This is a genomic window from Berryella intestinalis, assembly GCF_000814825.1.
GTDB lineage: Bacteria > Actinomycetota > Coriobacteriia > Coriobacteriales > Eggerthellaceae > Berryella > Berryella intestinalis.
Genome location: NZ_CP009302.1, coordinates 1,597,976 through 1,623,619 on the forward strand (window position 1 = coordinate 1,597,976; position 25,644 = coordinate 1,623,619).

Consider the following 25,644-nt stretch of genomic DNA (forward strand, 5'->3'; position numbering starts at 1 on the left):
CGCTAAACGCCTTCGCGGCGGTCCTGGGACCGATCGAGGCACCCCGCCTCGTCCATCTCGATGGAAACCTTCGCCACCTGGGATTCCTCGGACAGGATCGGCGGGCTTTCCTCGGGCTGCCTCAGCGCCTCGGCAACGCGCTCGGCCTGGGCCACCTCCTCGCCCGTCGCATCGGAAAGGGGATCGAACCCGTCTTCGGAAACCGGCGCGCCCTTGAAGAAGACGCCCTCCTCGGACACGATGCGCCGCCCCGTGTTCCGCTCGAAATAGTACACGAAAACGGACTTCGCGAGGGCGACTACGGGGATCGACAGGAGGGCGCCGACCAAAGCTCCCATGAGGCCCGCCGTGGTGCTGCCGATAGCGGAGCCGGCGAGCAGGGCCAGGAAGGTGAGCGCGGGATGGATGTCGACCGCGTTGCTCATGATGCGCGGCGACACGAACGTGTAGACCAGCTGCTGGATGACGATCGTCCCGAACAGCGCGACAAGCGCGGTAACGGGACTTGTGAACAGGCTCATGAGGGCGGCGATAAGCCCGCCCAGCCACGGTCCGACGATGGGGATGATGTTGAGCAGGCCGGTGATGACCCCGAGCGCGGCCGGGCTCTGGATGCCCAGCACGGTGAACAGAACCCCGCAGCACCCGCCGATTATGGCGCACTGGACGGCGGTTCCCACGATGTAGCCGCCCATGACCCGCGTCGCGCTGCCGTGGAGCATCTTCAGGTCGTCGGAGTACTTGGGGCCGAACACTCGGCGCACCTCCGCTCCCAGGTTCGGGAGGTCGACCAGCATCCAGAACGCGATGACCAGCGAGAAGCCGACGGTGATGAAGATGTTGGCGATCGAGGTGCCCGCCGCGACGATGGTCCCCGCGCTGGACCCCGCAAGCGAGGACGTCCAGTTGATGAGCGACGACGCGATCCCATTGACCGTGCGCTTCACCTGGTCGTTCTGCAAAAAATTGGAGTAGCGCGCATACAGGTCGTTGAACAGGTTGTTAAGCGACCTGAAGTAATCGGGGATGTTGGCCACCAGGTCGGCGAACTGGTTGCTGATGCCGATCTGCGGAGAGAAGACCACGAACGAGATGACGCCCAGCCCCGCGATGAGCAGAAGGTAGGCGATGATGGTCCCGATCAGGCGCGGAACGCCCCGCTTCTCGAGGAAGGCGACGGGGGTGCGCAAAAGGAACACGAACACGACCGTCCACAGGATGATGCCGACGGGAATGGACACCACGACCACGGCGTTGACCGCCGCGACGACGAGGATGATGGCGCCCACCCAGGCCCACACGGTGAAGAACCTGCGCTGCGCCTTGACGGCGCGCAGGCTCTCGCGAGCCGCCTCGCGGGCGGCCTCGTCGTTCGCCTGGCCCTTCAAGGGCAAGGCGTCCAGCAGGCGCTTCGCTTTGTCGGCAACGGGACTGGGCATGGGGGCTCGTCCCTAGGCCGTCTTCTCGGGCGAAGAGGACCCGTAGTGGAAGTAACCATCCGAGCTCGACGGCGAGCTGGGCGACGGAGCCGTTGCGCCGGCGTCGGCCTCGGAGCGCTCGACGGCGGATTCGACCGCGGGATCGTCGCACGGAACCGATGCGCGCAACCCCGATTTCTGCTCTTCGCTTTTCAGCTGCTCGAGCGCCTGGGCGGCCGCCGCGCGCTGCCGGCCGAGACGGGCGGTCTCGTCGCTGACGATCTTCGGCTGGAGGACCGAGCGAACCTTGTCGGAAACGCTCTTCACCGCATTGATCGGGGCGTTGGTGACCGAATCGACCGCCGCCACCGCGTTGGACGCCGTGTCGGAAATGGTCGTGACGTCCTCGAGTATCTGGTCGACGCGCATGAGCTCGAGATTGGCGGCGTCGAGTGTGAGCGAAACGCGATCGACCAGCGGATCGACCTTGTCGATAGCGGGCTGCAGCGTGCGCGTGATGTACTCGACGTGCTCGAGCGTGGGCTCGATCTGCTTCTTCACGTCATCGACCGTCGCACGCAGGGACTTCACCGTGCGGTACAGCTCGATCAGCAAAACGACGAGGGCGATGCCGACCACGACGAATACGGCGGGCAGCGCCACGCTGAGCACGGTAGTTGCATCCATAGGAAGCCTCCTGAAAACGGTAACACCTCACTATATCATCCCGCCCCTGAGAAAACGGCTGATTGCCCCTCGGTTCATGCGCCGTTCATAGGCCCGCTACGCGCGGTCGCGCTGGGTGCCGTCGATGCGGTACCCCTCCCATCCGCGCTCGGAGGGGCGGTAGAACGCCCCGCGTTCGAGACCTTCGGGAAGATAGCGCTGATCCACCCATCCGCCCGGGTAGTTGTGGGGATAGAGGTAGTCCGCGTAGTCCTCGGATCCGGGGCGGTGCCGATCGCGCAGATGGTCGGGGACGTCGCGCACCGGACCGTGGCGCACCTCGGACAGCGCCGCGTCGATGCCCGCCTCGCATGCGTTGCTCTTGGGGGCGAGCGCCAGGTACGTGGCCGCCTGCGCGAGGTTGATACGGCATTCGGGGTACCCGATGACCTCGGCCGCCTTGAACGCGGCCGCTGCAACCAGCAGCGCCTGGGGATCGGCGTTGCCCACGTCCTCGGACGCGGCGATCATCATGCGCCGGGCGATGAACTTCGGGTCCTCCCCGCCGTCTACCATGCGGGCGAGCCAGTACAGAGCGGCGTCGGGGTCGCTTCCCCGCATCGACTTGATGAACGCGGATACGATGTCGTAGTGCATGTCCTTGTTCTTGTCGTAAGGGACGCTGCGGTGGGGCACCGCCGAAGTAACCGCGGAGACGCCGATCTCGGCCGGAGCATCGGCGAGGCCGGCTTCCACCATGCCCGAAGCCAGGTCGAGCGTGGTGAGCGCCGCGCGGCCGTCCCCTCCCGCCAGCATCACCAGCGCATCGCGCGCCTCGTCGCTGAGGCTGTAGCGCCCTTGCAGCCCGCGCTCGTCGGCCAAGGCGCGGTCGAGCAGGGCGGAGATGTCGGTATCGTCGAGCCCTTTGAGCTCGATTACGCGCGATCGGGACAGCAGAGCGCTGTTCACTTCGAAATACGGGTTCTCGGTAGTGGCGCCGATCAAAACGACCACGCCGCTTTCGACCGCATGGAGCAGCGAATCTTGCTGAGCGCGGTTGAAGCGGTGGATCTCGTCGACGAACAGAATGGTGCGCTGGCCGGTGAGCCCCAGCCTCTTTTCGGCCTCGGCGATCTCTCTGCGCAGGTCGGACACGGTGCCGCCGATGGCGGACACCTCCACGAACGCCGCGGCGGTGCTCTGCGCGATGACGCGGGCAAGCGAGGTCTTGCCCGTCCCGGCCGGACCGAACAGGATGATGGAGCTCAGGCGGTCGCGCTCGATGACCGTGCGCAGCCAGCTGCCCTCCCCGCATGCCTCGGTCTGACCCACCATCTCGTCGAGGGAGCGCGGGCGCATGCGCACCGCAAGCGGCGCGACCTTTTCCTTAGCCTGGTTCTCAAGCTCTGTGAACAAAGTATCCATGCGCTTGATTATAGCACATATGTTCGTGTTTTGGGCGACGAGCCTCCGCTGTGGAAGCGCATGCGCCCGGCGCATCGGACGCACCGGGCGAAAACCGGGCCTGGCGCCCCGCAGCCGTCAGACGGCCAGCACGAAGGGCTTGCCCCCGACATGGGCGATGTCGAGGCTCACCCCGTACACCTCTTCGATGAGCTGCGGCGTCACCACGTCTTCGGGCGCGCCCTGGCCGACGACCCTCCCCTGGGAAAGCGCGATCAGGTGGTCGCTGTAGCGCAGGGCCTGGTTGATGTCGTGCAAAACCATGATGACGGTCATGCCGAACTCCTCGTTCAACCGCCGCACCAAGCGCAGGATATCCAGCTGGAACCTCACATCCAGGTACGTCGTGGGCTCGTCGAGCAAAAGCACCTTGGAGCCCTGGGCGAGCGCCATCGCGATCCAGACCCGCTGGCGCTGCCCCCCCGAAAGCGACGCGACGGTCCGCGAGCGAACCTCGGACAGGCCGCACACCCCGATCGCCCAGTCGACCATCCGCTCGTCTTCCTCCCCCGAAGCGCGCCGGCCCTCCCCGCCCGATGCGCCGAGAAGCCGGCTGCGTCCCCGATGGGGGAAACGGCCGTATCCGACCAACCGCTCGACCGTCAGGTCGAACGGAGCGGTGTTGTTCTGGTGGACGATGGCCACCAGCTTGGCGTAATCGCGCAAGCGCAGGTCGGCCACGTTCCCGCGACGGAGGAACACCGTGCCCGACGAGGGTTTCAGCCCCTTGCTCATCAGGTTGAACAGCGTCGTCTTGCCCGATCCGTTCGCCCCGATCAGCGTGGTGACCGCGCCTTCGGGCACCGTAAGGCTCAAACCGTCGAACACGCGCGTGCTCCCGTACGAGAACCCCAGGTCGGTGATGGTGAACACACTATTCGCCATACGCGCTCCCAGCCTTTCTCAGCAAGACGATGAACGCGGGCCCGCCGATCACCGACATCACGACGGCGGCGCCGATCTCATAGGGAGCCGCCACGCTTCGCCCAATGGTATCGGCCAGAAGGAGCGCGAAGGCGCCCAGCAGCATGGAATAGGGCACCAGCCACTTATGCCCGGAGCCCACCAGCAGGCGCGCGCAATGCGGCACGATCAGCCCGAGGAAGCTGATGGGGCCGATGACGGCCGTTGCGATGGAGGCCAGCACGACCGCGATCGCCGAGATCCCCAGGCGGCTCCCCGCAACGTCGACGCCCAGGGAGCGGGCGGTCTTGTCCTCGAGGAGCAGCAGGTCGCAGCGCTTCCACACGACAAGCGCCGCAACCAGCAGGGGGGCCGCATACGCGAGCAGCACGCGCAGATCGCCCCAGGTTTTCATAGTGATGTTCGCGTCGACCAGGGCCGCCGCGCCCGACAGTGCCCCTCCCGAACCGGTGCTCGCCGCCGCCGACAGCCCCGAGAACATCGCGCTCACCGCGATGCCCACCAACACGATGCGCAAGGGAGACAGCGACCCTCCCCGCCATGACAGGGCGTACACCAGCGCAAACGCCGCGAATCCACCCGCGCACGCGATAAGCGGCGTGAAGTAGAACAGCGCGGGGGCGAACAGCGTGACGGCCACGGCGGCGAAGCCGGCCCCCGAGCTGATGCCGATGATGCCCGGATCGGCCAAAGGGTTCCTGATGACGGCCTGCAGCAGCGCGCCCGACGCCGCAAGCGCCGCCCCGCCCGCCATCGCTATGAAGATGCGCGGGAAGCGCAGGTCGAAAACGGTGGCGACGCTGTCGTCGTATTCGACGAACAGCCCGTGGAGCAGCTGCGTCGGGCCGACCTTCAGCGTGCCCGTGTTCACCGCGACGGCGAACAGCGCCGCAAGCGCGACGAGCAGCACCGCAAACGCGACGATCTTGCGTACCGTACCGATCATACCTACCCGCCTATCGAATCAGAAGGGGCGCTCGGAGCCCCGTCCGCATCCGACCCCGCCTCGGGCAAATCGGATGCATCGGCCTTGAAAACAGACGCCGAGGACCCGTCCGATCCGCTGGAATCCTCGTAGAGGATCGAGCGCAGATCCCTCAGCGCATCGGGGTAGCGAAACGTCGCGCTCATTCCGAAACGGTCGTTGGAAAGGTCGAACACCCTTCCCTCCCGCACCGCCCTGAAATGCTTCCACACGTCGTTGGTCGAGAACTCGTCGGAGAACATCTTCAGAACCTCGTCGGGAAGCGCATGGGAGGTCCTCAGGATTATGTCGGGATCGCGCGCCAGCATATCCTCGGTGTTCGCGTTCACGAACGCGTCCTCGGCGTCCGCGTACACGTTGTCCGCCCCGGCAAGCGCCACCAGGCTCCCCGCATAGCTGCGGGGGGTGGCCGCCAGATACGACCCCGGAAGGCCCATGAGGATGAGCACGCGCGGGCGGGGCTTGCCCTCGATGCTGGCCAGGTAGCCCTCCATGAACCGATCGCGCTCATCGAGGAGGCGCTGGGCCTCTTCTGCGCGATCGAACCTGCCTCCCAGATACGCGATGGAGTCGTAGAGCCCCTCCACGCTGTTCAGGTCGACGAAGATGGAAGGCTTGCCGATCGAGACGTACTTGGGCCGCAGGTCGTTTTCCAGCGATACGGGCGATATGACGAAGTCGGGATGGAGCTTCGCGAGGACCTCGAGGTCGGGCGCCATGGGAGGCCCCACGACCGTCGCATCCGCATAGCGCTCGGGAAGCTCCGACGACGTTTTGGGCACGCCCACCAGGTCGAGGTCGAGCTTCTCGGCGATCGAGACGACGGCGGCCGATGTGGAAACCAGCCGCGGCGACCCGTCGCCCTCACCGGACGAGGGCCGATCGGGATGCTGGTTGACGCATCCCGCGAGCAGTGCGCAGGCGGCGAGCGCGCCGAGAGCCGCAAGCCCTATGCGCCGCTTCGCGCCGCGTGCGCATTCCGCTAGCTTATACGTCACGGCTCGAGTCCCCGGCGCTTTCCGCCGCCGCTGCGGCGGCCGACGCCTGGGCCGCACGGCGGGGCCTCACGACCGCGACGTACGCCGCAACGCCGCCGAGGACCGCCACCAAGACGATCCCCCCGACGATGGCCGGGTAGTTCAGCGAGCCCGCATCGTTTTGAGCAGAACCGCTGACCGCGGCGCCGTCTCCCGTGTACTCCTTCACGCCCGACGCGGCGGCCCCTTCGGCGACGGCGGCCTGCTGGCCCTCTGCACGATCGGCGGCAGGCTCGGAAGCACCGGCTTCCGCAGAGGGCGCAGGAGCGCTCCCCTCGCCCGGCACGACCGTCTCGACGAACCCGGCGGCATTGCCCTCCCGCAGATCGGAAAGGGTGACGAAGTACACCACTTCGCGGCCCATCGCGTTCACGTACATGTTCACGCGCAGCGTGGCCTGCTCATGGGCGATCCGGGCGCGCACGTCCACCTTGTTTTCGGCGGCGTCGTTTTTCATCACCTGGGCGGACTGAGCCTCGTCGAACGCGCCGTCATGGTCGGCATCCGACGCGATCGAGACGGCGCCCACCTCGGCGGCCTGTGCCATGCGAAGCGTGACGAACACGGCCCCGTCCACGTCCTTTTCGACGTAGGCCTGCTGGCCGGTTATGCTCTGGACCATCGAGGTGCCCAGCACCGACTGGGCGGAACCGCCGGCATCCTCGATCGCCCCCGTATCGGGATTGGAGTACGAGGGGTTCACCGTGGCGGTGTAGACCGCCGACACCTCGGCATAAGCCGACTCGACGCCGCCCGGAACCACCAGGCAGGCTGCCAGCATGCAGCAGAGCGCGAACAGCCCCGCAACGATGCGCGCGCGGTCCGCGAAAGTCGCACAAGCCTTCATCGACGCATCCCTACCTGGCGCGGCGGCGGGTGAGCACAGCGGCGCCGGCAGCGGCCAGAGCCGAGGCCAGCGTCACCGCACCAGCTGCGGCAGGCGCGTTCGCATCACCGGTCTGGGGCGCGCCGGTCACGGCGGAATTGCTGGGGACGGTGCCGGTCTTGTTCGACGTGGCATGGAAGTTCGATCCCTCGCCCAGATCCTTCGCATCGCTGAGGTACAGGTGCATGTCGGCGCTCACCGTCATGTTGTTCATGGCGCTGATGGTCATCGACAGGTTGACCGTGGTGTCTTTGTCGGACCGGGGAACGACGATGCTGTACTCGCGGCTGCCCGCGCTCTCGCTCACCACGGATGCGGCGACACCGCCGTAGGTGAGGCTCGTGATGTAGTCGGGACGGTTCGTGGAGAAGCGCACCTCCAGCGTCCCGTCGGCCCGCGGGATGACGACCGCGTTATCGCCGAAGTACTGGCCGGCCATGGACGCAGTGCCGGTTCCCGTTTTGGTGAAGTTGATGGGGATCCGGTACGAATGCCCGACCTGCATGCCCTGGGCCTGCTTGGGCTGCTCGGCCGGAGCCGGGTCGGACTTGGGAGCCGGGTCGGGACCGGGCACGACAGGGCCCGGAGTCGGATCCGGGTCGGGCTTGGGCGAGGGCTCGGGATCGGGCTTGGGCGCCTCCTGCACGTCCAGCACCACGTCGGTGGCCACCTCGGAATGCGGGCCGGCGGTCACCTTCCACTTCACGCGGAAGGGGCTCGTAACGGACGCGACGTTGAACTTGTAGATCTTGGAGCCGTCCGCGGCCTCGGATACCTCGGCGGCCTTCCCGTCATCGCCGTAAGTCGCGCCGGCGAACATATCGGCGGACTTCTTCGCGATCACCAGGAACACATCGAACGTCCCGTCGGCCTTGGCGGTGTACCCTGCCGTGGTACCCACCATCCCCGCCATGTGAGCGGTCACGTCCTTGCCCGAGGTCGGGCTGACGAACTTGACTGCAGCGGTCTTATCTCCGGGCACCTTCGCGGGATCCGAAGGGTTCTCGGAGGGCTTGTCGGAAGGATCGCCGGGGTTCGTCCCGCCGCCGGGGTTGCCGCCCTCGGATCCGCCGCCGGGGTTGACGGGGGGCGCGGGCTGGTCGAGCTTGACCACCTTCACCGACGAGGTGTCGATCTGGATAGCGGCGCTGGGCGTGTATCCCTCCATCTTGGGAGCGGTGAAGCGAAGCGCCACCAGACCGGTGCTCTTGGTCTGCTCGTTCAGGGTGATGGTGAAGTCGGCTGCCGACCCGTTCTGGGAATCGGGGCTGGTCCACACGCGCTGCGTGCCGCCCGTCGGCTCGGAGCCCTTGGTGAAGCTGCCGAACTGGTCGACCGCGCTGAGATACCCGCCGAACACGCTTCCGATCTGCAGCTGCAGTCGGTAGGTGCCGTCTTTCACCGTCAGGTTCGCCGTCTTGGTAAGCGCCGAGTTCATCACGGAATCAGACGTCGCCGCAGGGGTCTGCTTGGCCGACACGGAAACGGTGTAGGTCCCGTTCGCCAGCTTCGCCCAATCGACGCTCGCAGCCTGCTCGGATACCGCGTTCGCCCCGTCGGCGAACGCGACGGCCGGCACGGGAGCGGTCGCCAGCGTCGCCGCCAGGGCCACGGCGGCTCCGCATGAAAGCCAGTTCTTCCCAGTCATGTACATAGATGTTCCTCCTTTGCGCCCCGCCCTCGCACGGGACCGGCACCCTCTGGGGAAGGGTGCCGAGATCGAATCGATGCGGCGAATAAAGTTAGACTTGGGTTTCTTTAACCCCTAATTTTTAACACCGGTTTACTTTTTTCGCAATGCATCGGAAAGGAGGAGTCTCCGACTATAAGAAAAAATGTATGCTGCATCTTACTCGAAGGGCAAAACGCGCTTTGACGGCGCGGAAACGGGGCGGTTCGCACAGCGCATGCGCGCCGCGCCCTACAACCGCTAAACGAACGTCAAGTCAACCCTTTACTTTGCGCTTTTCGAGCTCTAAAGTTCTAAGTGGTTCCGCACCCAGCCACGATACGCGGTGGACCGATGTCCTTTCTTAGGGAGCTCCAGATTGCGAGTGAAATGGGGATTCGCATCCGTTGATGCGAAAGCCAGGAAGCGAGCTGCGAGCACCCACCTTTCGAGGTGGGTTCACCCTGGGGCAGGTGCGGAACTTCTTGCGCACCCGGCCCTTCCAGGGCCCTTCGCACAGCTTCCCGCTTAAACCCCCTGCCCTCCGGCGCGCCCCGCGTCGGGCCGATCGGCGCCCGAATCCGCATCTCCGTCCGAACCCCCTGCGACGGGCCGCGCGAACGGTGCGATGGCGCGCACCACGGCGTCGCGCGCCTCTGCCGCGCGGTTGGGAGACGCCACCTCGAACAGCACCGATCCCTTCACGCCGCCTTCGACCACTTCGGAAAACGAGACCTTGGGATCGCCCAGCAGCTCATCGACGCCGCGGGCGGCCCGCCTCGCAGCATCCGCCATAGCGCGGGCGGACTCGTCCAGGCAAGACGCGGGGCCGTTCGCCACCACGCCGATCTTCACGAGCCCGGCCGCAGGGAGCTTTTCGAGCGCAGCCGTGTTGATGATCGAGTTGGGGATGTAGATCTGCTGGCCCTCGGCGCTGCGCACCACCGTTTGGCGCCAGGTCACGTCCTCGACCACACCCTGCGAGGTACCCACGCGGATATGGTCGCCCGGAGCCACCAGCCCCATCACCGACACCTGCACGCCGCCGATGACGTTCGAGATGGTGTCCTTGAATCCCAGCGAGAGCGCGATGCCGCCGACGCCCAGCGCGGCGATGGCGCCCGACACGTCGATTCCCAAACACGATGCCAGAACCACGCACACGCAGATCGCCCACAGCGAAACGCGAGCGATGTTCACGAAGATAGAGCTCGAGGGGATGGGCACCGAATCGTGGCGCAGGAAGCTCCTCAGCGCGTACGAGACGATCCGCACGATGATGGCCGTCGCGACGATTTCGAGCATGGCGGTGATCCCGACCGATACCGCCCAGGGGACCTCGCCCGAAACCAGGTGCTTCAGCAAAGAGTCGATTCCGTTCACCAGCGCCATTACTGCACCGTCCCGTACACTTGGCCCCATGCGTGGCCGACGATCGCCGAGTTCAGCTGATCGCACAGGCGCCGGCGCGTGTAGGTTCCCGGAGGAAGCAGGTTCACCACTTCCAGCAGGTCGGAGGGAAGGTCGTTCGCCTCGGCCGCCAGCACGACGTCAAGCCGGCGAACCGATTCGACCCGCGCGTCGGAGAACAGCGCGCTCACCACCGTCTGCAAAGCCCCGTAATCGTCGCTGCGCATCGCATTCGACGAAAGCATCCGATCCTCCATAACCATCCTATCGATCGAGAACGTCCAGGCCGGTGACGGCGGCGACCAGCGCACCGGTGTAGGCCGGAGTCGCCTCGCCCGACGCACGGACGAACTGGGCCCCGGCGGCATGCAGATGCGCCGCGGCGGTCACCATCGCGTCGGGAGACACGTAGGCCGCATCGGAGCGGCCGTCTCGGGAGCCGACCGACAGCTGAGCCATCAGGGGAAGGTCGGTTGCGGCGCGGGCGCGGCGAGTGAGCGCCGCCGCGCGCTCCGCCGGCGCGGCGGTCGCGAACCCGCCGACCGCGGCCCCGAGGTCGGCCATAGCGGAAAGCGCGCCTTCGAGCGGCTCGTCCGAAGCGGCGAGGTTCCCTTCGCCGTCAACGTTGACGGATGCGAACAACGGCGTGTCCATAACCTGGGCGAACCCCATAAGAGCGCACTTAAGCTCCGTTATGCGGGAAAACCCGTTCAGGAACACCGCATCGATCCCAAGCGGTTCCAGATCGCAAGCCGCGCGGGCGTACTGCGCGCGATGCTCGTTCAGCGACGCCTTCGATGACGCGTCCAACGGCAGACCGCACGGACCGACCTCCGCGAGGATATGCTGGGGATTCAGCTCCCGTACCAGGTCGAACAGGGCGCGGGCGACGCGGGCTCCCTGGTCGGCCGCCGATATCTGGGCCAGGCGGGCGGGTGTGAGGGATGCGGTGGGCACGACCAGGCACTGCGCCCCAGCCAAAAGATCGAGCCTCAGCGCGTCGACGAGCCCTTCGGGCTCCATGAGGGCCAGGTAGAGAAGATCGCGCTGCATATCGACGCCCTGTCGGGCCAGCACGTTTTCCACCGGGGAGGATACAACCAGCATATCGCGGTTGAAGCGAAGCGAGATATCGGGCATGAGCGTTCCTTTCGATGCCGACTATGATACCGCAGCCGCATCGGGCGAAACGATAGCGCCCCTCGGACGGCGCCCGACTGCATCGGGAATACACCGCCCGGGCGCCGTATTCCGATCGTCACACGCCACCTGGGCATTCATCGTTGCTGCACAGGCAATCCGCACAAAGCGCACCCTCGATGCATACCCAGTTCAAACCCGCCTTCTATAATGAGGTCATCGAAAGGCCCCCTTCCTTTCGATCTGCTTTCTCCTTCCAAGCAGACATGCGGCGCTCCATACCCGCCGCACATCCCTCCCTCGAGGCCCGGCGGGCTCCCTTCCCCCCGGGCCTCCCCTTTTCCCTTCTCAAGCAAGCGACGGAGCCGTCCCTTTCCCATCGGCCTCAAAGCGGCGCGCAAGCGCAGGACCGCGTAGGCCCGCCGTCGGCGCCCCTACTCGCGCGAACGGCTGCGCTCGAACAGGATGTTGTTGGTTTCCAGCCAGCTTTCGACCGTCCCGGTGTCGAACCCGTCTTTCGGATCGACCACCAGCGCGTACATCTCCTCCTCGCGCAGAACCGCATCGAGGGCGTCGGTGAGCTGGATCTCGCCGCCCACGCCGGGCTCGACGTCTGCCAGCAACTCCATAACGCGGGGGCTCAGCAGGTAGCGGCCGAACACGGCCAGGTTGCTGGGGGCATCTTCGAGCGCGGGCTTCTCGACCAGCGAGTCCACCTTCCAAACATCCGAGGCCACCTCGCATCCGGCGATGATGCCGAATCGGCTCACCTGGTCGTCGGGCACGGGCATGACCGCGATGACGCTCGCGCCGCCGTGCGCGTCGGAAACCTCCTGCATCCGGGGAAGCATGCGGTTGTCGGGAACCAGCACATCGCCCAGAAGCACGTAGAACGGCTCGCTTCCGGTCTTCTCGTGCGCGCAGCGGATCGCGTGGCCCAGCCCCAGCGCCTCGTCCTGGTACACGTAGCCGACGTTGAGGTTTCCGGCCCGCTCGACCTGGTCGGCGTAGGCGTCCTTGCCGCGTTCGCGCAGCAGCGCCACCAGCTCGGGGTCGGGCGTGAAATGGTCCTCGATCGCCTTCTTGGAGCGGCTGTTGATGATGACCACCTCGTCGGCCGCCGAGGCGAGCCCCTCTTCGACCACGTATTGGATCGCAGGACGGTCGACGACGAGCAGCATCTCTTTCGGCAGGGCCTTCGTGGCGGGCAGAAACCGCGTACCGAGCCCCGCTGCGGGAATCAAAGCCTTCATGACACCGGAACCTTTCTGCCGCCCGTGGCGGCGAACGAGCCTATCGCTTTTCGGGATGCGCGCGGGCTATTTCCCTTTGCCGCGCGCGGCCAGCTCTTCTTCGAGCACCGCGATCTGCGCTTCGGTCTTCTTCATCCCGCGCACGATCATGGCCACGTACACGAACAGGACGGCCCACAGAAGCGCGTAGGCGCCGATGACGAACGGGGCGGAGGGCAGGATGGTGCTGTAGATATCTGCAAGGATGGGGTTCATGGCTTGTCTCCTAGTCTTCCAACTGCTGCTTCAGGGCCTCGACGCGCTCGGCCATGCGGATCTGACGGAACCTCAAACGGTACAGCGCGAACATGATCAGCACCATGCCGATCAGCGCAAGGGCGACGCAAAGGGCCATCTCGGGCGTCATGCCGCCCTCGCGCACGACGACGGGGTGCTTCCCGTCGGGGATGAAGCGCGTGATCATCATCGTGATGGGCGCGTCGACGAAGGCGATGATGCCGATGACCGCCGAGTACGTCGCGCGGCGCTCGGGCTCGTCGATGGAGTTGCGCAGGACGAAGTACGCGATGCACAGCAGCATGAGGATGAGGTAGGTGGTCAGGCGCGGATCCCACGTCCACCACACGCCCCACTCGAAGCGGGTCCACAGGTCTCCCGTGATCATGGTCCCGATGACGAAGATGAGCGACACCTCCATGCCCACCTTGGCGCAGGTGTCGAACCGCTGCTCTTTCGTGCGGAGGAACTGGACGCTGTAGTACAGAACCGCCGTGAGGGCGACGAACGAGACCACGGCGACCGGCATATGGAAGAAGAAGATCTTCTGCGACAGCAGAAGCTTGTTGGTGACCAGCTCTCCCCCGATGTACTCGAACCCGTTCACCTGGGCGCCGTGAACCGGCGCGATCAGGAAAAACGCGTCGAGGAACGCCAGCGTGGTGAGGACGGCCCCCGCGATGGCCGCGAACACGACCAGTCGATCGGGCCATTGGCCGGCTTCGGGAACGCGGAAGCGCCCCTTCGCTTCTTTGGACATACTGCTCCTTTATCTCGTACCAGCTTCCGCTGATTCCAACACAACCTCGACTCCCGCGCACAGGCCCGCAACAGGTCCGCCGCCGCACGGCGGACGGACGGCTGCGGCGAGGGCCCGCCTAGGCGCTCACGGCGAAATCGTAAAGCACCCAGCACACGGCCAGCATGACGACATCGTAGGCCGCCGCCATGATAACCGAGGTGCCGTACGTGTCCATCCAGAACTCCCCGCCCGAAAGCGCGCTGGTCGTCGCAGAGACGCAGGCGAACAGCAGCGGATAGGCAAGCGGGACGAACAGAATGGCCAGCATCACGTCTTTTCCGCGCGTGTTGATGGTGATGGTGGACAGCATCGTGCCCACGCCCGCAACCCCCACCGTGCCCAGGACCAACGGAACCGCAGACCACAGCGCGTTGGGCGAAAGCTCGGTCGAAGTGAGGAAGAAAAAGTAGAACAGAGGTATGGACAGCGCTTCGACCACGAGGAGGAACAGCAGGTTCGACGTCGCCTTGGCCAAATAGACCACCGAGCGGTCGAGCGGGACGAGCAGGATGCCCTCCAGGCAGCCCTGCTCCTTCTCGTGGGAAAACGAGCGGTTCAGCCCCAGAAGCGAGGTGAACACGATGAGGGACCACAGAAGCCCCCCGCTCATGCGCGCGATGTCGATGCGCTCGGCGGACAGGCCGAACGCCGCGCCGTACACGACGATGACCAGGAGGGAGTAGATGCCCATCGACGTGAGCATCTCCTTGGTGCGGAATTCCTGGCGCAGATCCTTCGCCAGGAGGTTGCGATACTGCTGGAACGTCGAGGGGCGCTTGAGCCTGACGCCGTCCATCACGCCACCCCCATTCCCACCGTCTCGCGGTACAGCTGCGAGAACTCGTCGAAGTCGATGCGGTCCTTGGAGTCGAAGGCGACCACCCGGCCCTTCGCCAGCACGAGGGCGTGCGTGCACATGTCGAACCCTTTGCGAAGGTCGTGGCTGACCATCACGAAGGTGCGGCGCTCACGGACCGACTCTATGAGGTCGTCGAAGATCTCGACCGCATGAGGGTCGAGCCCCGAATACGGCTCGTCGAGAAACACCACGTCCGGGTCGTGGACCAGGGCGCGGGCGATGGACATGCGCTGCGTCATGCCGCGCGAGAACGTGCGCACCGGATCGAGCCGGCGGTGCTTCAGGCCCACCGCGTCGAGCAGCGCAAGCACGCGGTCGCGCGGATCGATCACGCCGTAGAGCTGCGCATACAGCATCAGGTTCTCTTCGGCGGACAGATCGGGGTAGATCATGGACTGGTGCGAGATGAGCCCCACGTGGTCGCGCGCCCGATCGGGCTCTTCCACGATATCGAGCCCCATCACCCGCGCCGTGCCCTCCGTCGGGCGGTTGAGCGTGGACAGCATCCGCAAAAGCGTGGTCTTACCCGCCCCGTTGGGGCCGAAGATCGACAGGAACGCACCCTGGGGAAGATCGAACGACACCCGATCGACCGCCTTGCGCGTGCCGAAGATCTTGGTGAGCTTCCTCGCCTCGATCGCGTTTTCCGCGGGCTGCGATTCCCCCGCTTCGCGATCGAGCGCCGCTGCGTCTGTCGATGCCATGCGCTATCCCTTACGCGCCTGCAGGTCCATCCGAACCCTGGGCGCCCTGTGCCTTCCCGCTGCCGTCTTCTTCAACTGCCACCATATCATCTTTGCGCGGAGAGCGCCGACCGCACACGGCGAGCAGGCCGCCGACCACCAGCAGGCCGAAGCCCCACCACACGCACTGGATGAGCGGGTTGACGCGCACATCCATAGACAGGTCGCCCTCGGAATTCACGCCGCGGTACACCACGAACAGGTCCTCGTCGGCGAAGCTGAGCACCGAGGCGTTCAGCTTCTGCTCCTGGGTCATCTGATCGACGACGACCTGGGGATGCGCCTGGCCGACCAGCTGCCCGTTCTTGTACACGTCGAAGTCGGTCTCGTAGGTCACCTTGTAGGATGCGTCGTCGGGGTTCACGCTGGAGCCGACGAAGCGCAGCTCGTACTCCTGGATGGAAAACGTTTCAGTCGACGAGTCGGTCGCCTCGTCGTAATCGACGTAGTCGGTCTTCTCGGTCACGTACATGGAGGATCCGATGAGACCCACCAAGATGACGCCCATCGCCACGTGGGTGAGGAACCCGCCCAGCGTCGAGGGGCGGTTGCGAAACGCCGCGAACAGCGCGCCCGGGCCGGACACCCCCTTGTTCCTCGCATACGAGCGCACACCGCGGATCAGCATGAACAGCGAATTGAAGAACAGCATGCTGGCCACGAGCAAACCGATGACGGCGAGCCCGTTATAGTACCACGACGGACCCTGCTCGAGCATATCGTTAGCCGCCGTCGACCCCGACATGACCATGGCGTTGTAGGCCGGGTACAGGTTCGTGGCCCAATACGCCATCAGCAGGGCGAACATGACCAACGCGCAGATAAACGGGGCCTTGGCGTCTTTCAGGAAACGGGCGCGATCGGTCTTGCCCCAGCTGAGCATGGGTCCGACCGCCATGATGAACAGGTAGAAGATACCCAGCGGATGGGCGATGGCGTTGTAGGCGGTCTTGCCCAGCGAATCGCCGCCGAAGGGGAGCCAGCTGGGAAGCGCCTGGGAGATGGTCATGTACGTGAGCACCAGCGTGAACATGATCATGATCACGTTGTTGAAATAGTACGCCGCATCCTTGGAGATCATGTTCTCCACGTCGTCGGCGCCCTCGGTGTCGGGCCCGAACTGCTTCCAGCGCACGACCAGGCCGACGATGCCCGCAAGCACGGACACGACGATGAGCGCGCCGAACAGCCACAGCGAAACAGGATCGCCCTCGAAGGCGTGAACCGACTGCACCAGGCCGGAACGCGAGATGAACGTGCCGACGATCACGAACGCGAACGCGAGGCACGCGCACATGACGGCCCAGCGCTTGAACGCGCCCCGCTGGCGGTAGACGGTGAAGGTATGGATGAGCGCGACCCCCACCAGCCACGACAGGAGGCTGGCGGTCTCGACGGCGTCCCATCCCCAGTAGCCGCCCCAGCCGAGGACGACGTAGGCCCAAACCGAGCCGAGGCCGATGCCGATGCCCAGGAAGATCCACGACACCATGGTGAAGCGCTGCGCCCGATCGACCCACAGACGCGACGCGTCGCCCATGACGAGCGCTGCGATCGCATAGCCGAACGCGACGGTCATGCCGGCGTAGCCGACGAACAGCATGGGGGGATGGATGACCATGGCCCAGTGCTCGAGCAGCGAGTTCATGGCGTTCAGGGAAGCCGAGGCGGTCAGCTTGCCCTCGGCGTTGAAGTAGTTCGCGGGAGTGGGCTCGAAGGGCATGTTCACCTGCGAGAACGTGAGCACGCCCACGAACGCGACCACGACGAGCTGGATGACCGCCAAAGCCACGTTGTCGATCTGGCTGCGCTTCTTGCGCGTGGCGAGAACCACCGCCGTTTCGAACAGCGCGATCAGCCACGCCCAGAACAGAAGCGAGCCCTCGCGTCCGGCCCACAGGCCGGACAGCTTGTACAGCCAGGCGAGCCCGCTCGTGTTCAGCGAGCGTTCCGACAGCACGTACTTGATGGAGTAATCGCCCGCGAAGAAGCAGTACACCAGAACGAGACAGCAGGCCAGAAGGGCCAGCATGGTGACCACCGTCCCGATGCGCCCGATGCGGTTGGCCAGGGCCGCGCGCGCCGAGTGCGCGGGCTTGTCCTTTGCGGCGGCCTTCTTCTCCCGAAGGTACAGGATGTGGCCGAACGCGAACGCCGCGATGGATGCGACGGCCGCTGCAAACGAGACGACGAGGAGAGAGAAACCGAGCGTTGCCATGCCTATCCTTCCAGCGCGACTTCAGTCGCAACGAAAACGTCCTGGTCGTTGATGGATCCCGTGAGGATCAGAGACGAGCCTTCGGTGGTCTCGTCGGACAGGGCCCCGTCGTATTTGACGGGCATCTCGTCTCCGGTGTCGGGATCGACCACGACGAAGCGGCGATCGCCGCCCGCGACGCCGAGGGTGCCCTCCTTCATCTGGCCGGCCACCTTCACCGGCTTGTTCCGGACGGAGTCGGCGTAGCCCATGAGGCGGGAAACCGATAGGGAGTCGGTGGAATTCTCGTACTTCGACGGGCACTTGGTGACCAGCTCGCTGCACTGCAGCACGCCGTCCGCGTCGATCTTGCCCGTGCAGATGGCCACGACGTCGTTGCCGAACGTGGAGGAGACGCCGCCCTCGTAGCGCACGCGCAGCTGGGTGGAGGCGCTGGGGTCGGCCTCCTTGTCGTAGACGGAGAAAACGAGGGTGTTGTCCTTCACCGAGAACGAGTTCTCGACCACCGTCCCGGAAACCTGGATCTTCCGGTCGCCGAAAGAGCCGCTCGCCGCGTCGGCCACCGAAACGGTCTTGGCCGACGACGTGCCGCCCACCACTGCGAGCACCACCACGACGACTATGACGATCACGCCGGTCACCGCAACCATGCGGCGCTTCATCTTAGAATTCATCCATCCCTCCGAGACCGCTTCGAATCCCGCCACTACCTGAAAAACCCGCCGTTGCATATCGGTCGGGCCGTGCCGTATTCGGATTAGAGGGCGCCCGCTTGCCACCGCAACGCAGACCCCGTCCGCCGCCGGGCGAGCCCTCTCGACACCAGTCCTGCGATGATATCATCAGCCCCCCTGCGCGCAGTGACGTTGGCTGTTCGAGCCGCTTTGTTATCGGGCCGAAAACCACGAACTGGGCACATGCCACAAATCCTTCACAGCCTGTTATACCGTCGCCGTCCCCGGACGTCTGTTGTTTCCACAACGGATGCGAAGAAGCCCATGAAAACAGAAGCGCTCAAGGACACCGGCATCGCAACCGTACGCAAGCAGGGCACCATGAACTTCTATAAAAGAAAGGCCGGGACCTTCCGATCCCGGCCTGAAAGCACGTGGTGGAGATGATGGGATTCGAACCCACGACCCCCACGTTGCGAACGTGATGCTCTCCCAGCTGAGCTACATCCCCACGTGAAGCGCAATGCGCAGGAAGCTATTTTGGGGGTACGCCGTCCATTTGTCAAATGGAGGCGCGATCCCTTTTCCCCAAACCTTCAAAAACACAAGCCGCCCGGCGGCGCAGCGGGCGAAGCTACCGCTCCGACGCCTCGGTATCGGAGCCTTCTTCCGACGCCGCTTCCCCGGCAGCCTCGTCTTCCTCCGAAGGGTCGATGACGAACGGCTCGAACAGGGGCTCGTCGTTCTGCGAAAGCTCGACGGTTCCCGTCAGAACGTCAACATGCTGGTACGACTGGCGGGCGGTGCGGCCGCGCTTGCGATCGACTTCCATGATGAACAGGCGGGGGTGAACCTGCGTGAGCACGCCTTCGTTCTCGACGATCTTGGAGCGCCCCATGTTGGCTCGAACTCTCAGGCGCTGACCCACGTACCCGTTGAGCGTGTCGTGGATCGAATCGACGATCTTGGCTTGCTGCTCCAAATCCATGTAGAACTCTTTTCCAATTTAGACAAAAAATGCCCCGAAATCATACCACGCTTGAACAGAGGTTGCACAGGGGCTGCAGAATCCCTGTTCACAAGCATAATATTCTCTCCATAAAACAATGGGGGTCCGCAACGGCCGAGTCGTGCATCGCAGGCTTTCACGCAAGCGGGCGCCATGCGGCGCGCGTCCCCGCAAAACGAGCGCAGGGCGACTTGTCCGATCGATCTAAGCCCCCAGCGCCAACAGCGCTTTTCCCAGCTTGATGAACTCGGCGCGATCGAGCGTCTCGCCGCGGCGGCGAGGATCGATGCCGGCCTGCTCGTAAATCGCAGGCAGGTTCCCGACCGCGTTCGGATAGCGGCCACCGGCGCCCGAGAAGTACGTCTTGCAGGAGTTGGACAGGGTCTTCCGACGGTTCGCGAAGGCCGCATCGGCCATGGTGCACGTGGCCCTCAGCAGCTCGTCTGGCAAGGCGGACCCATCCTCATCCTCAGCGACGCGCCGATCGAGGCGCAAAACCGCGCTCTCGACATGGGGCGGAGGGAAGAAGTTGCCGGGCGACACGGGAAACCTCCCGTTTGCCTGCGCATACAGCGACAGCTTCACCGAATACGCCCCGTAGGTCTTCGTCCCCGGAGACGCCGTCATGCGGTCGGCCACTTCGCGCTGCACCATGACGGTGGCCGACTCCAGAAAGTCGAACCGCTGCAGAAAATCGAGGACGATCGTGGCGGCAACGGCGTAGGGAAGGTTGGCGACCAGCTTGTTCGGAAGGAGCTTTCCGCCGTCGGGAAGGTCGTCCAAGCCGAAATCGAGCGCGTCTTTCTGCACCAGGGAGAACCGGTCTTCCCATTCGGCCAGCGTTTCAGCCAGAACGGCGGGGAGATCGCGGTCGCGCTCGATGGACGTCACCCGGCCCGCGCTTTTGAGCAGGGCGATGGTCAGCGTCCCGATACCGGGCCCTACCTCGAGCACCCGGTCGGACGGATCCAGCTCGGCAAGCGCGACGATCTTCTTCAATATGTCGTCGTTTATGAGGAAGTTCTGCCCCAGCGCATGCTTGGTGACCAGCCCATGGGATTCCAGAACCTCGCGCGTGGCGGAAACCCCCGCCAGGGGGGAAAGCCTATCCACGTCGCTTGCCGTTTCCCTTCTTGGCGGGCCGCGGCGTGCGACCCGAGCGCTTGCCGGCATCGTTTTTCTCGCCGAACGCGGCCCCGCCCTTCTTTCCCGCAGAGCGCTTCGGCCTGCTGCCCTGGCGCGACCGCTCCTCGGCACGGGCGGCGGCGTTGCGGCTGTCTCCGGCTATGTCGAGCTTCGGGCGCGGGCGCGAGGCGCCCGCCCCTTCTTCCCGATGCGCACGCGAAGCATCGTTCCCGCCGGTGGAAGAAGCCTCCACTGCGGGGAGGGCCGAACCGCCGTGCTGCATGGAAGGGCGGTCGAACAGGGCCGGGTCGATGGGCTCGGGATCGCCCGTGATCTCGCCGTCCTCCTCGATCCTTCCCACCCAGTTGAGAACCTGGACCACCTGGAAACCCGCAACCGCGAACGCCGACTTCACTTCGCTCACCAGAGCCGAGAAACCATGGGGGTCGCCCCCTTCGCCGATCACGTGCAGGCAAAGCGGGCGCTTGGGCGCCTCGCGGTCGTAGATCCAATAGTAAGGCTGCAGACGGTCGAGCAGGGCTTTGAACTGGGCGGGCGCTCCCGAGAAATACACAGGGCACACCACGGAAAGCTCGTCGGCGGCGTTCAGCAGCTCGTACACCTCGCGCATGTCGTCATCGGCTGCGAATGCCGGATGCAGCGGTTCTTCCCCGTCGGCCCCGTCGGCAGGGTCGCCCGCAGAGGCGGCCTCCCGTTCGGCTGCCGCGACCACGTCGTCGGTGCGGCCGTCCCACGGTGCGATGTCGAGCTCGGACACCGGGGCGAGCGCCAGCTCGTCTTCGGGGAATTCCTCGATGAAGGTCTCGAAGATGGTCTCGGCAAGGAAGGCCGAACGGCCCCGCGAGCGGGGGGATCCGACGATGATGAGGCGGTTCATACTAGTTCCTCTCGGTTTCAGCGCTTAGTTGGAACGCATCGGACGCAGATGCAGCGGATCCGAAGGCGGCGGGCGAAGCCCCTGGGGCGGCAGCCTCTCGGGGCCGATCGAGCAGGCGAAGCGCATTGTCGAAGAACGCCGCCAGCGCATCATCCGGCAAGATGCCGTCGTGCTCGGCTTTCATCTGGGCCAATGCCGCAGCAGTGAACACCACGTGAGCCGGGGTGCACCCCACCCCGCGCATCGGCTCGGGGGTCATGAACGGCGCGTCGGTCTCGGTGAGCAGGCGGTTCAGAGGAACGCGCACCGCAGCCTCGCGCGCAGCTTCGAGCTTCTTGAACGTGAGCGCGCCCCCGTAGGCGATGAAGCACCCCGCCTCGATCCACGGCGCCAAGCCGTCGGCGTCCAGGCTGCAGCAGTGCAGAAGCGTTCCCGCAGACGGGAATCCCTCTTCGGACAGGATGGCGAACGCCTCGTCATGAGCCTCGCGCACATGCAGGGCAACGGGCAGCCCTAGCTCTTTCGCCAAGCGCAGCTGCGACCGAAACGCGCTTCGCTGGACCTCGCGCGGGGACAGGTCGTAGTGGTAGTCCAGCCCGATCTCGCCGATCGCGCACACGCGCGCGTCTGCCGCGAGCCGCCGGAGCGCATCATGCGCGCGGTCGTCCCACGCCGAGGCGTTGTGGGGATGGATCCCGACGGCGATGCGCACGCGGGGGACCGCACAGCCCTGGTCGGCGCCCAAGCCGGCAAGCTCGCGGCGGGCATCTGACTCCCATCCGGCGAGCCGCTCGATCGGGCCTTCCCCATCCTCTGCCGGATCGACGATCATACAGAGGAACCGCACGCCGTTTACCGCGCAGCGCGCCAGCTCGAAGGCGGGATCGGGAAGCATATGCAGGTGCGCGTGCGTGTCGGCGACCGAAGACGCCAGGCGCGGGGCGCTCACCTCCTGGTAGGAGGAATGCTTGCGCTTGCGGTAGAAGCCCGCATCGCGAAACGGCGGCAGCTTCAGGCGGTTCCCATCGTCGGACATGGCGGCCTAATCGAGGTCGAAATCGATTGCGGACACGTCCAGGCGCGGGAACAGCGGGTCGCCCACCTCCACCGCGTTGCCGGCAGGCAGCTGGCCCCACGCCGTGGCCGATTCGATATCGGTCACGCCTGCGAGGTCGACGCCGATGCGGCGCAGCGCCTCGGCCGACGTGTTCGGCATGAACGGCGCGAGGTACAGCGCGATGATACGGATCGCCTCGAGTGCGTTGTACATGACCGTCGCCAGTTCATCGGCGGTTTCTTCAGACTTCGCCAGGTTCCAGGGAGCGGATTCCTCGACGTAGAGGTTCACGCGCGACGCGAGCTTCTGCACCGCGGCCGCCGCACCCGAGAAGTCGAGCTCGGCCATGCACGAGTCGAACCGGGCGTACAGCTCGTCGGAAATCGCGCGCAAGGGGTTTTCGCCCGCAGCCTCCGGAGCCGCCGGAACCTTGCCATCGTAGTACTTCTTCGTCATGTTGAAGACGCGGCTGCAGAGGTTTCCCCAGGTGTTCGCCAGATCGGCGTTGTACACCTGCACCATGCGCTCAAGCGAGATCGCGCCGTCGTGGCCGAACTGCACGTCGCTCATGAAGTAGTAGCGGTACGCGTCCACCCCGAACACCTTCACCAGGTCGGCGGGCATGAGCCCGTTGCCGCGCGACTTCGACATCTTCTCGCCCTTGGTGAGCAGAAACCCGTGGCCGAACACGCGGTGCGCAATGGGAAGCCCTGCCGCCATCAGCATGGCGGGCCAGATGACGCAGTGGAAGCGCGTGATGTCCTTGCCCACGATATGGTACTGGAAGGGGGAGCGGCGATCGAACTCGCCCGCGCGCCCGTCGTCGGCATAGCCGATGCCGGTGAAATACGCGACCAGCGCATCGGCCCAGACGTAGACCACGTGATCGGGATCGAACGGCAAGGGAACGCCCCAGTCGAACGTGCTGCGGGAGATGGAGAGGTCCTTCAGGCCGCCCTTCACGAACGAAACCACCTCGTTGCGGCGCGTCTCGGGCTGGATGAAATCGGGGTGCTCCTCGTAGAACCTCAGCAGGGGCTCCTGGAAATCGGACAACTTGAAAAACCAGTTCTCTTCGCCCGACGCCTTCTGAACGGGACGGTGGCACTCGGGACACACGAACGCGCCCTCCTCGTCGCGCTCGAGGTCGCTTTCCGCGTAGTAGGTTTCCTCGTGAACGCAGTACCAGCCCTCGTAGCTGCTCTTGTACAGGTAGCCCTTCTCGAACAGGTCTCCCCACAGCTTCTGGACGCCGCGCGCATGGCGCGGCTCGGTCGTGCGCACGAAGTCGGTGTAGTCGATGTCGAGCAGGTCCCATGCCTCGCGAAACGCCGGCTCCATCGAGTCGCACCATTCCTGAGGCGACATGCCCTTGGCCGCGGCCGTATCGGCCACCTTCTGGCCGTGCTCGTCCATTCCCGTGACGAACGCCACGTCGTAGCCGTTCATGCGCTGGTAGCGGGCGACGAGGTCGGCGGAAACCGTCGAATACGCCGTTCCCAGATGCGGCGCGGCGTTCACGTAGTAAATGGGAGTGGTGATCGAATAGGTTCCCTTGGACATGGATCGCGCCCCTTTGTTCCGAGCGCCCCGAAGAGCGCGCATGCTTCAAAATACAGCCGAACATTTTACCACCGAACGGCAGGCCCGAAGGAAACGACACAGCGAACGCGCCGATGGGACGGACCCGTCCGCCGCCGGCGGGCACGGGGCCGAAAACGGCCGCAGATGCGGCATCGACCGCAAGAACCGCTTGCCCGCCCCCGGCGCGCGCGAAACCGCCGAGGCGGACCGAAACCCAGAAGACGGCTCCTCCGAATCCGCCGCCCTTCACAATCGCTGCACCGATGATCTGCGTTTTTGTGCGCGCCTAACCGCACAAGCGCCGAAATTTTACCCGCGCTCGGCCCTTCTCTATAATGGGTGCCTGTCTTTTCCGCCTACGTAAGGACCCTATGCGGCTTATCGCTGTACGACATATCGACGCGGCAAAACGGCGCCTTCCGCGCACGGCTGCCGCCCTCGCCTGCGCGGGCGCCCTCGCCTTTTCGGGGGTTCCGTTCGACGGGTCCCCCGCCTCGCGCGCCTTCGCCGAAGACATCGACACCGCTCCCGTGGCAGACGAGTTCCAGCAGCGCGTCGAGCAGACATCGGCCGATTACCTGGCTGCAACGGAGCATCTGTCTTCGATCGAGCGCTCGATCGAAGAGAACCGGGCGCAGATCGAACGGCTCGAGGCGGCCCTTCCCGCCCAGCAGGCGCGCAGCAACGACGCCGCCACGGCGCTGTACAAGATGCAGAGCGACTCGGCCTCCATCGTCACGCTGCTGCTGAACGCGAGGGATTTCTCCGACTTCATGCGCAACCTGGAATACATCGGCAGCGTCGCCGATCGCAACGTCGCCGAGATCAACGAGCTCCAAAGCATGAAGGCGCAGCTGGATCGAACCGAAGCCGAGCTGGAAACCCAGCGCGTCGCCGCCGAGCGAGCCGCCGCCGATGCGCAAAGCGCCCTTGAAGAAGCGCAGGCTGCCCGCGAGGAAGCCCAGCGCATAGCGCGCGAGAAGGCCGAGCGCGAAGCGGCCGAGGCGCAGGCGGCGGCCGAGGAAGCGGCCCGCATCGCCGCCGAAGAGGCGGCCAAGAGCGAGGCGGAAAACGCCGGGGCAGCCGAGGCGCCGGAAAGCCCGAAGACGACCGCAAGCCCCATCGCGGCTCCTTTGGCCGATGACGTCGACTGGGACGCCGACGCGCAGCAGTTCATCGACACCTGGGCGCCGCGCATCGATGCCTACCTGGCCGGATCCCCGATGGCGGGACAGGGCGAGGCCTATGCGAAGGCCGCCTGGACCTACGGCATCGACCCGCGGTTCTCCCCCGCCATCTCGGCAGTGGAAAGCTCGAAGGGAGCCTACTGCTTCAAACCCCACAACGCCTGGGGATGGGGCTCGGTGAGCTGGGGGTCGTGGGAAGATGCCATCAACGGCCACGTCGCGGGCCTCGCACGCGGCTACGGCTACACGGTATCGCCCTCCGCCGCCAAGAAATACTGCCCGCCCACCTGGCAGGACTGGTACAACAAGGTGTCCTACCAGATGTCTTTGATCTAGTGGGAAGGACCCCGTCCGAACCGA

24 protein-coding genes and 1 tRNA gene are annotated in these 25,644 nt (G+C 65.4%); 1 reads left to right on the forward strand and 24 read right to left on the reverse strand.

From position 1 onward, the window contains the following. Window positions 1–2: 2 nt before the first annotated feature. The 24 genes from JI75_RS07020 to metG all read right to left on the reverse strand — a co-directional run bounded on the left by JI75_RS07020 (window position 3) and on the right by metG (window position 24,076). A complete protein-coding gene (locus tag JI75_RS07020) occupies window positions 3–1,439 on the reverse strand; it encodes an AI-2E family transporter (protein ID WP_082019806.1) in 1,437 nt (478 codons plus the stop codon). A 12-nt stretch (window positions 1,440–1,451) separates the two neighbouring features. Next, the gene (locus JI75_RS07025) at window positions 1,452–2,105 is read right to left on the reverse strand and encodes a hypothetical protein (RefSeq protein ID WP_039689827.1); all 654 of its coding nucleotides are present in this window, start codon (window positions 2,103–2,105) and stop codon (window positions 1,452–1,454) included. A 96-nt stretch (window positions 2,106–2,201) separates the two neighbouring features. After that, complete coding sequence (locus JI75_RS07030; RefSeq protein WP_039689828.1) at window positions 2,202–3,509, reverse strand: replication-associated recombination protein A; 1,308 nt, start codon at window positions 3,507–3,509, stop codon at window positions 2,202–2,204. Window positions 3,510–3,626: 117 nt separating this feature from the next. Then, complete coding sequence (locus tag JI75_RS07035; RefSeq protein ID WP_039689830.1) at window positions 3,627–4,433, reverse strand: ABC transporter ATP-binding protein; 807 nt, start codon at window positions 4,431–4,433, stop codon at window positions 3,627–3,629. Then, on the reverse strand, window positions 4,423–5,418 hold the full coding sequence (locus tag JI75_RS07040; RefSeq protein WP_039689832.1) for a FecCD family ABC transporter permease: 996 nt from the start codon (window positions 5,416–5,418) through the stop codon (window positions 4,423–4,425). Before JI75_RS07040 ends, JI75_RS07035 begins: the two co-directional genes overlap by 11 nt. Window positions 5,419–5,420: 2 nt before the next feature. Then, on the reverse strand, window positions 5,421–6,455 hold the full coding sequence (gene isdE, locus JI75_RS07045) for a heme ABC transporter substrate-binding protein IsdE (protein ID WP_082019807.1): 1,035 nt from the start codon (window positions 6,453–6,455) through the stop codon (window positions 5,421–5,423). Further along, complete coding sequence (locus JI75_RS07050) at window positions 6,445–7,341, reverse strand: heme-binding Shp domain-containing protein (protein ID WP_039689834.1); 897 nt, start codon at window positions 7,339–7,341, stop codon at window positions 6,445–6,447. The genes isdE and JI75_RS07050 overlap by 11 nt, the downstream gene beginning before the upstream one ends. 10 nt (window positions 7,342–7,351) lie before the next feature. Then, window positions 7,352–9,034: an NEAT domain-containing protein gene (locus JI75_RS07055; protein ID WP_039689836.1), complete on the reverse strand. Its 1,683-nt coding sequence runs from the start codon at window positions 9,032–9,034 to the stop codon at window positions 7,352–7,354. Window positions 9,035–9,577: 543 nt separating this feature from the next. Beyond that, window positions 9,578–10,441: a mechanosensitive ion channel family protein gene (locus JI75_RS07060; RefSeq protein WP_052241663.1), complete on the reverse strand. Its 864-nt coding sequence runs from the start codon at window positions 10,439–10,441 to the stop codon at window positions 9,578–9,580. Then, window positions 10,441–10,716 carry a hypothetical protein gene (locus JI75_RS07065; RefSeq protein ID WP_420804800.1) on the reverse strand — a complete coding sequence of 92 codons (276 nt, stop codon included), beginning with the start codon at window positions 10,714–10,716 and terminating at the stop codon, window positions 10,441–10,443. The genes JI75_RS07060 and JI75_RS07065 overlap by 1 nt, the downstream gene beginning before the upstream one ends. 7 nt (window positions 10,717–10,723) lie before the next feature. Then, window positions 10,724–11,599: a homocysteine S-methyltransferase family protein gene (locus JI75_RS07070; protein ID WP_039689839.1), complete on the reverse strand. Its 876-nt coding sequence runs from the start codon at window positions 11,597–11,599 to the stop codon at window positions 10,724–10,726. A 434-nt stretch (window positions 11,600–12,033) separates the two neighbouring features. Next, window positions 12,034–12,852 carry a UTP--glucose-1-phosphate uridylyltransferase gene (locus JI75_RS07075; protein ID WP_039689844.1) on the reverse strand — a complete coding sequence of 273 codons (819 nt, stop codon included), beginning with the start codon at window positions 12,850–12,852 and terminating at the stop codon, window positions 12,034–12,036. 66 nt (window positions 12,853–12,918) lie between these two features. Next, window positions 12,919–13,107 carry a hypothetical protein gene (locus JI75_RS07080; RefSeq protein ID WP_039689845.1) on the reverse strand — a complete coding sequence of 63 codons (189 nt, stop codon included), beginning with the start codon at window positions 13,105–13,107 and terminating at the stop codon, window positions 12,919–12,921. Window positions 13,108–13,117: 10 nt separating this feature from the next. Continuing rightward, window positions 13,118–13,888, reverse strand: coding sequence for a cytochrome c biogenesis protein CcsA (gene ccsA / locus JI75_RS07085; RefSeq protein WP_039689848.1), 771 nt, complete (start codon window positions 13,886–13,888; stop codon window positions 13,118–13,120). Window positions 13,889–14,006: 118 nt separating this feature from the next. Then, entirely contained in the window at window positions 14,007–14,726 is a 720-nt protein-coding gene (locus JI75_RS07090) for a heme exporter protein CcmB (protein WP_039689851.1), read from the reverse strand. After that, complete coding sequence (locus JI75_RS07095; protein ID WP_052241664.1) at window positions 14,726–15,493, reverse strand: ABC transporter ATP-binding protein; 768 nt, start codon at window positions 15,491–15,493, stop codon at window positions 14,726–14,728. The genes JI75_RS07090 and JI75_RS07095 overlap by 1 nt, the downstream gene beginning before the upstream one ends. Before the next feature lie 10 nt (window positions 15,494–15,503). Next, window positions 15,504–17,750 (reverse strand): heme lyase CcmF/NrfE family subunit, encoded by a 2,247-nt coding sequence (locus JI75_RS07100; protein ID WP_039689853.1) that lies wholly within the window; start codon window positions 17,748–17,750, stop codon window positions 15,504–15,506. A gap of 2 nt (window positions 17,751–17,752) precedes the next feature. Next, window positions 17,753–18,424, reverse strand: coding sequence for a cytochrome c maturation protein CcmE domain-containing protein (locus JI75_RS07105; protein ID WP_039689855.1), 672 nt, complete (start codon window positions 18,422–18,424; stop codon window positions 17,753–17,755). Between the two features lie 435 nt (window positions 18,425–18,859). Next, window positions 18,860–18,935: transfer RNA gene (locus tag JI75_RS07110), tRNA-Ala, on the reverse strand. 123 nt (window positions 18,936–19,058) lie between these two features. After that, window positions 19,059–19,412 carry a Veg family protein gene (locus JI75_RS07115; RefSeq protein WP_039689856.1) on the reverse strand — a complete coding sequence of 118 codons (354 nt, stop codon included), beginning with the start codon at window positions 19,410–19,412 and terminating at the stop codon, window positions 19,059–19,061. 225 nt (window positions 19,413–19,637) lie between these two features. Beyond that, on the reverse strand, window positions 19,638–20,546 hold the full coding sequence (gene rsmA / locus JI75_RS07120; protein WP_039689858.1) for a 16S rRNA (adenine(1518)-N(6)/adenine(1519)-N(6))-dimethyltransferase RsmA: 909 nt from the start codon (window positions 20,544–20,546) through the stop codon (window positions 19,638–19,640). Further along, window positions 20,539–21,456 carry a flavodoxin family protein gene (locus tag JI75_RS08835; RefSeq protein ID WP_052241665.1) on the reverse strand — a complete coding sequence of 306 codons (918 nt, stop codon included), beginning with the start codon at window positions 21,454–21,456 and terminating at the stop codon, window positions 20,539–20,541. The genes rsmA and JI75_RS08835 overlap by 8 nt, the downstream gene beginning before the upstream one ends. Window position 21,457: 1 nt before the next feature. Next, window positions 21,458–22,492 carry a TatD family hydrolase gene (locus JI75_RS08975; protein WP_082019809.1) on the reverse strand — a complete coding sequence of 345 codons (1,035 nt, stop codon included), beginning with the start codon at window positions 22,490–22,492 and terminating at the stop codon, window positions 21,458–21,460. A gap of 6 nt (window positions 22,493–22,498) precedes the next feature. Continuing rightward, on the reverse strand, window positions 22,499–24,076 hold the full coding sequence (gene metG, locus JI75_RS07135; RefSeq protein WP_039689860.1) for a methionine--tRNA ligase: 1,578 nt from the start codon (window positions 24,074–24,076) through the stop codon (window positions 22,499–22,501). Between the two features lie 392 nt (window positions 24,077–24,468). Between metG and JI75_RS07140 the strand changes: the two genes are divergently transcribed. Then, the gene (locus tag JI75_RS07140; RefSeq protein ID WP_052241666.1) at window positions 24,469–25,620 is read left to right on the forward strand and encodes a coiled-coil domain-containing protein; all 1,152 of its coding nucleotides are present in this window, start codon (window positions 24,469–24,471) and stop codon (window positions 25,618–25,620) included. Window positions 25,621–25,644: the final 24 nt, after the last annotated feature.

Coding starts and splice junctions, on each gene's coding strand:
- JI75_RS07020 (WP_082019806.1), bottom strand. CDS start 1,439: ATGCCCAGTCCCGTTGCCGACAAAGCGAAGCGCCTGCTGGACGCCTTG.
- JI75_RS07025 (WP_039689827.1), bottom strand. CDS start 2,105: ATGGATGCAACTACCGTGCTCAGCGTGGCGCTGCCCGCCGTATTCGTC.
- JI75_RS07030 (WP_039689828.1), bottom strand. CDS start 3,509: ATGGATACTTTGTTCACAGAGCTTGAGAACCAGGCTAAGGAAAAGGTC.
- JI75_RS07035 (WP_039689830.1), bottom strand. CDS start 4,433: ATGGCGAATAGTGTGTTCACCATCACCGACCTGGGGTTCTCGTACGGG.
- JI75_RS07040 (WP_039689832.1), bottom strand. CDS start 5,418: ATGATCGGTACGGTACGCAAGATCGTCGCGTTTGCGGTGCTGCTCGTC.
- JI75_RS07050 (WP_039689834.1), bottom strand. CDS start 7,341: ATGAAGGCTTGTGCGACTTTCGCGGACCGCGCGCGCATCGTTGCGGGG.
- JI75_RS07055 (WP_039689836.1), bottom strand. CDS start 9,034: ATGTACATGACTGGGAAGAACTGGCTTTCATGCGGAGCCGCCGTGGCC.
- JI75_RS07060 (WP_052241663.1), bottom strand. CDS start 10,441: ATGGCGCTGGTGAACGGAATCGACTCTTTGCTGAAGCACCTGGTTTCG.
- JI75_RS07065 (WP_420804800.1), bottom strand. CDS start 10,716: ATGGAGGATCGGATGCTTTCGTCGAATGCGATGCGCAGCGACGATTAC.
- JI75_RS07070 (WP_039689839.1), bottom strand. CDS start 11,599: ATGCCCGATATCTCGCTTCGCTTCAACCGCGATATGCTGGTTGTATCC.
- JI75_RS07075 (WP_039689844.1), bottom strand. CDS start 12,852: ATGAAGGCTTTGATTCCCGCAGCGGGGCTCGGTACGCGGTTTCTGCCC.
- JI75_RS07080 (WP_039689845.1), bottom strand. CDS start 13,107: ATGAACCCCATCCTTGCAGATATCTACAGCACCATCCTGCCCTCCGCC.
- ccsA (WP_039689848.1), bottom strand. CDS start 13,888: ATGTCCAAAGAAGCGAAGGGGCGCTTCCGCGTTCCCGAAGCCGGCCAA.
- JI75_RS07090 (WP_039689851.1), bottom strand. CDS start 14,726: ATGGACGGCGTCAGGCTCAAGCGCCCCTCGACGTTCCAGCAGTATCGC.
- JI75_RS07095 (WP_052241664.1), bottom strand. CDS start 15,493: ATGGCATCGACAGACGCAGCGGCGCTCGATCGCGAAGCGGGGGAATCG.
- JI75_RS07100 (WP_039689853.1), bottom strand. CDS start 17,750: ATGGCAACGCTCGGTTTCTCTCTCCTCGTCGTCTCGTTTGCAGCGGCC.
- JI75_RS07105 (WP_039689855.1), bottom strand. CDS start 18,424: ATGAATTCTAAGATGAAGCGCCGCATGGTTGCGGTGACCGGCGTGATC.
- JI75_RS07115 (WP_039689856.1), bottom strand. CDS start 19,412: ATGGATTTGGAGCAGCAAGCCAAGATCGTCGATTCGATCCACGACACG.
- JI75_RS08835 (WP_052241665.1), bottom strand. CDS start 21,456: ATGAACCGCCTCATCATCGTCGGATCCCCCCGCTCGCGGGGCCGTTCG.
- JI75_RS08975 (WP_082019809.1), bottom strand. CDS start 22,492: ATGTCCGACGATGGGAACCGCCTGAAGCTGCCGCCGTTTCGCGATGCG.
- metG (WP_039689860.1), bottom strand. CDS start 24,076: ATGTCCAAGGGAACCTATTCGATCACCACTCCCATTTACTACGTGAAC.
- JI75_RS07140 (WP_052241666.1), top strand. CDS start 24,469: ATGCGGCTTATCGCTGTACGACATATCGACGCGGCAAAACGGCGCCTT.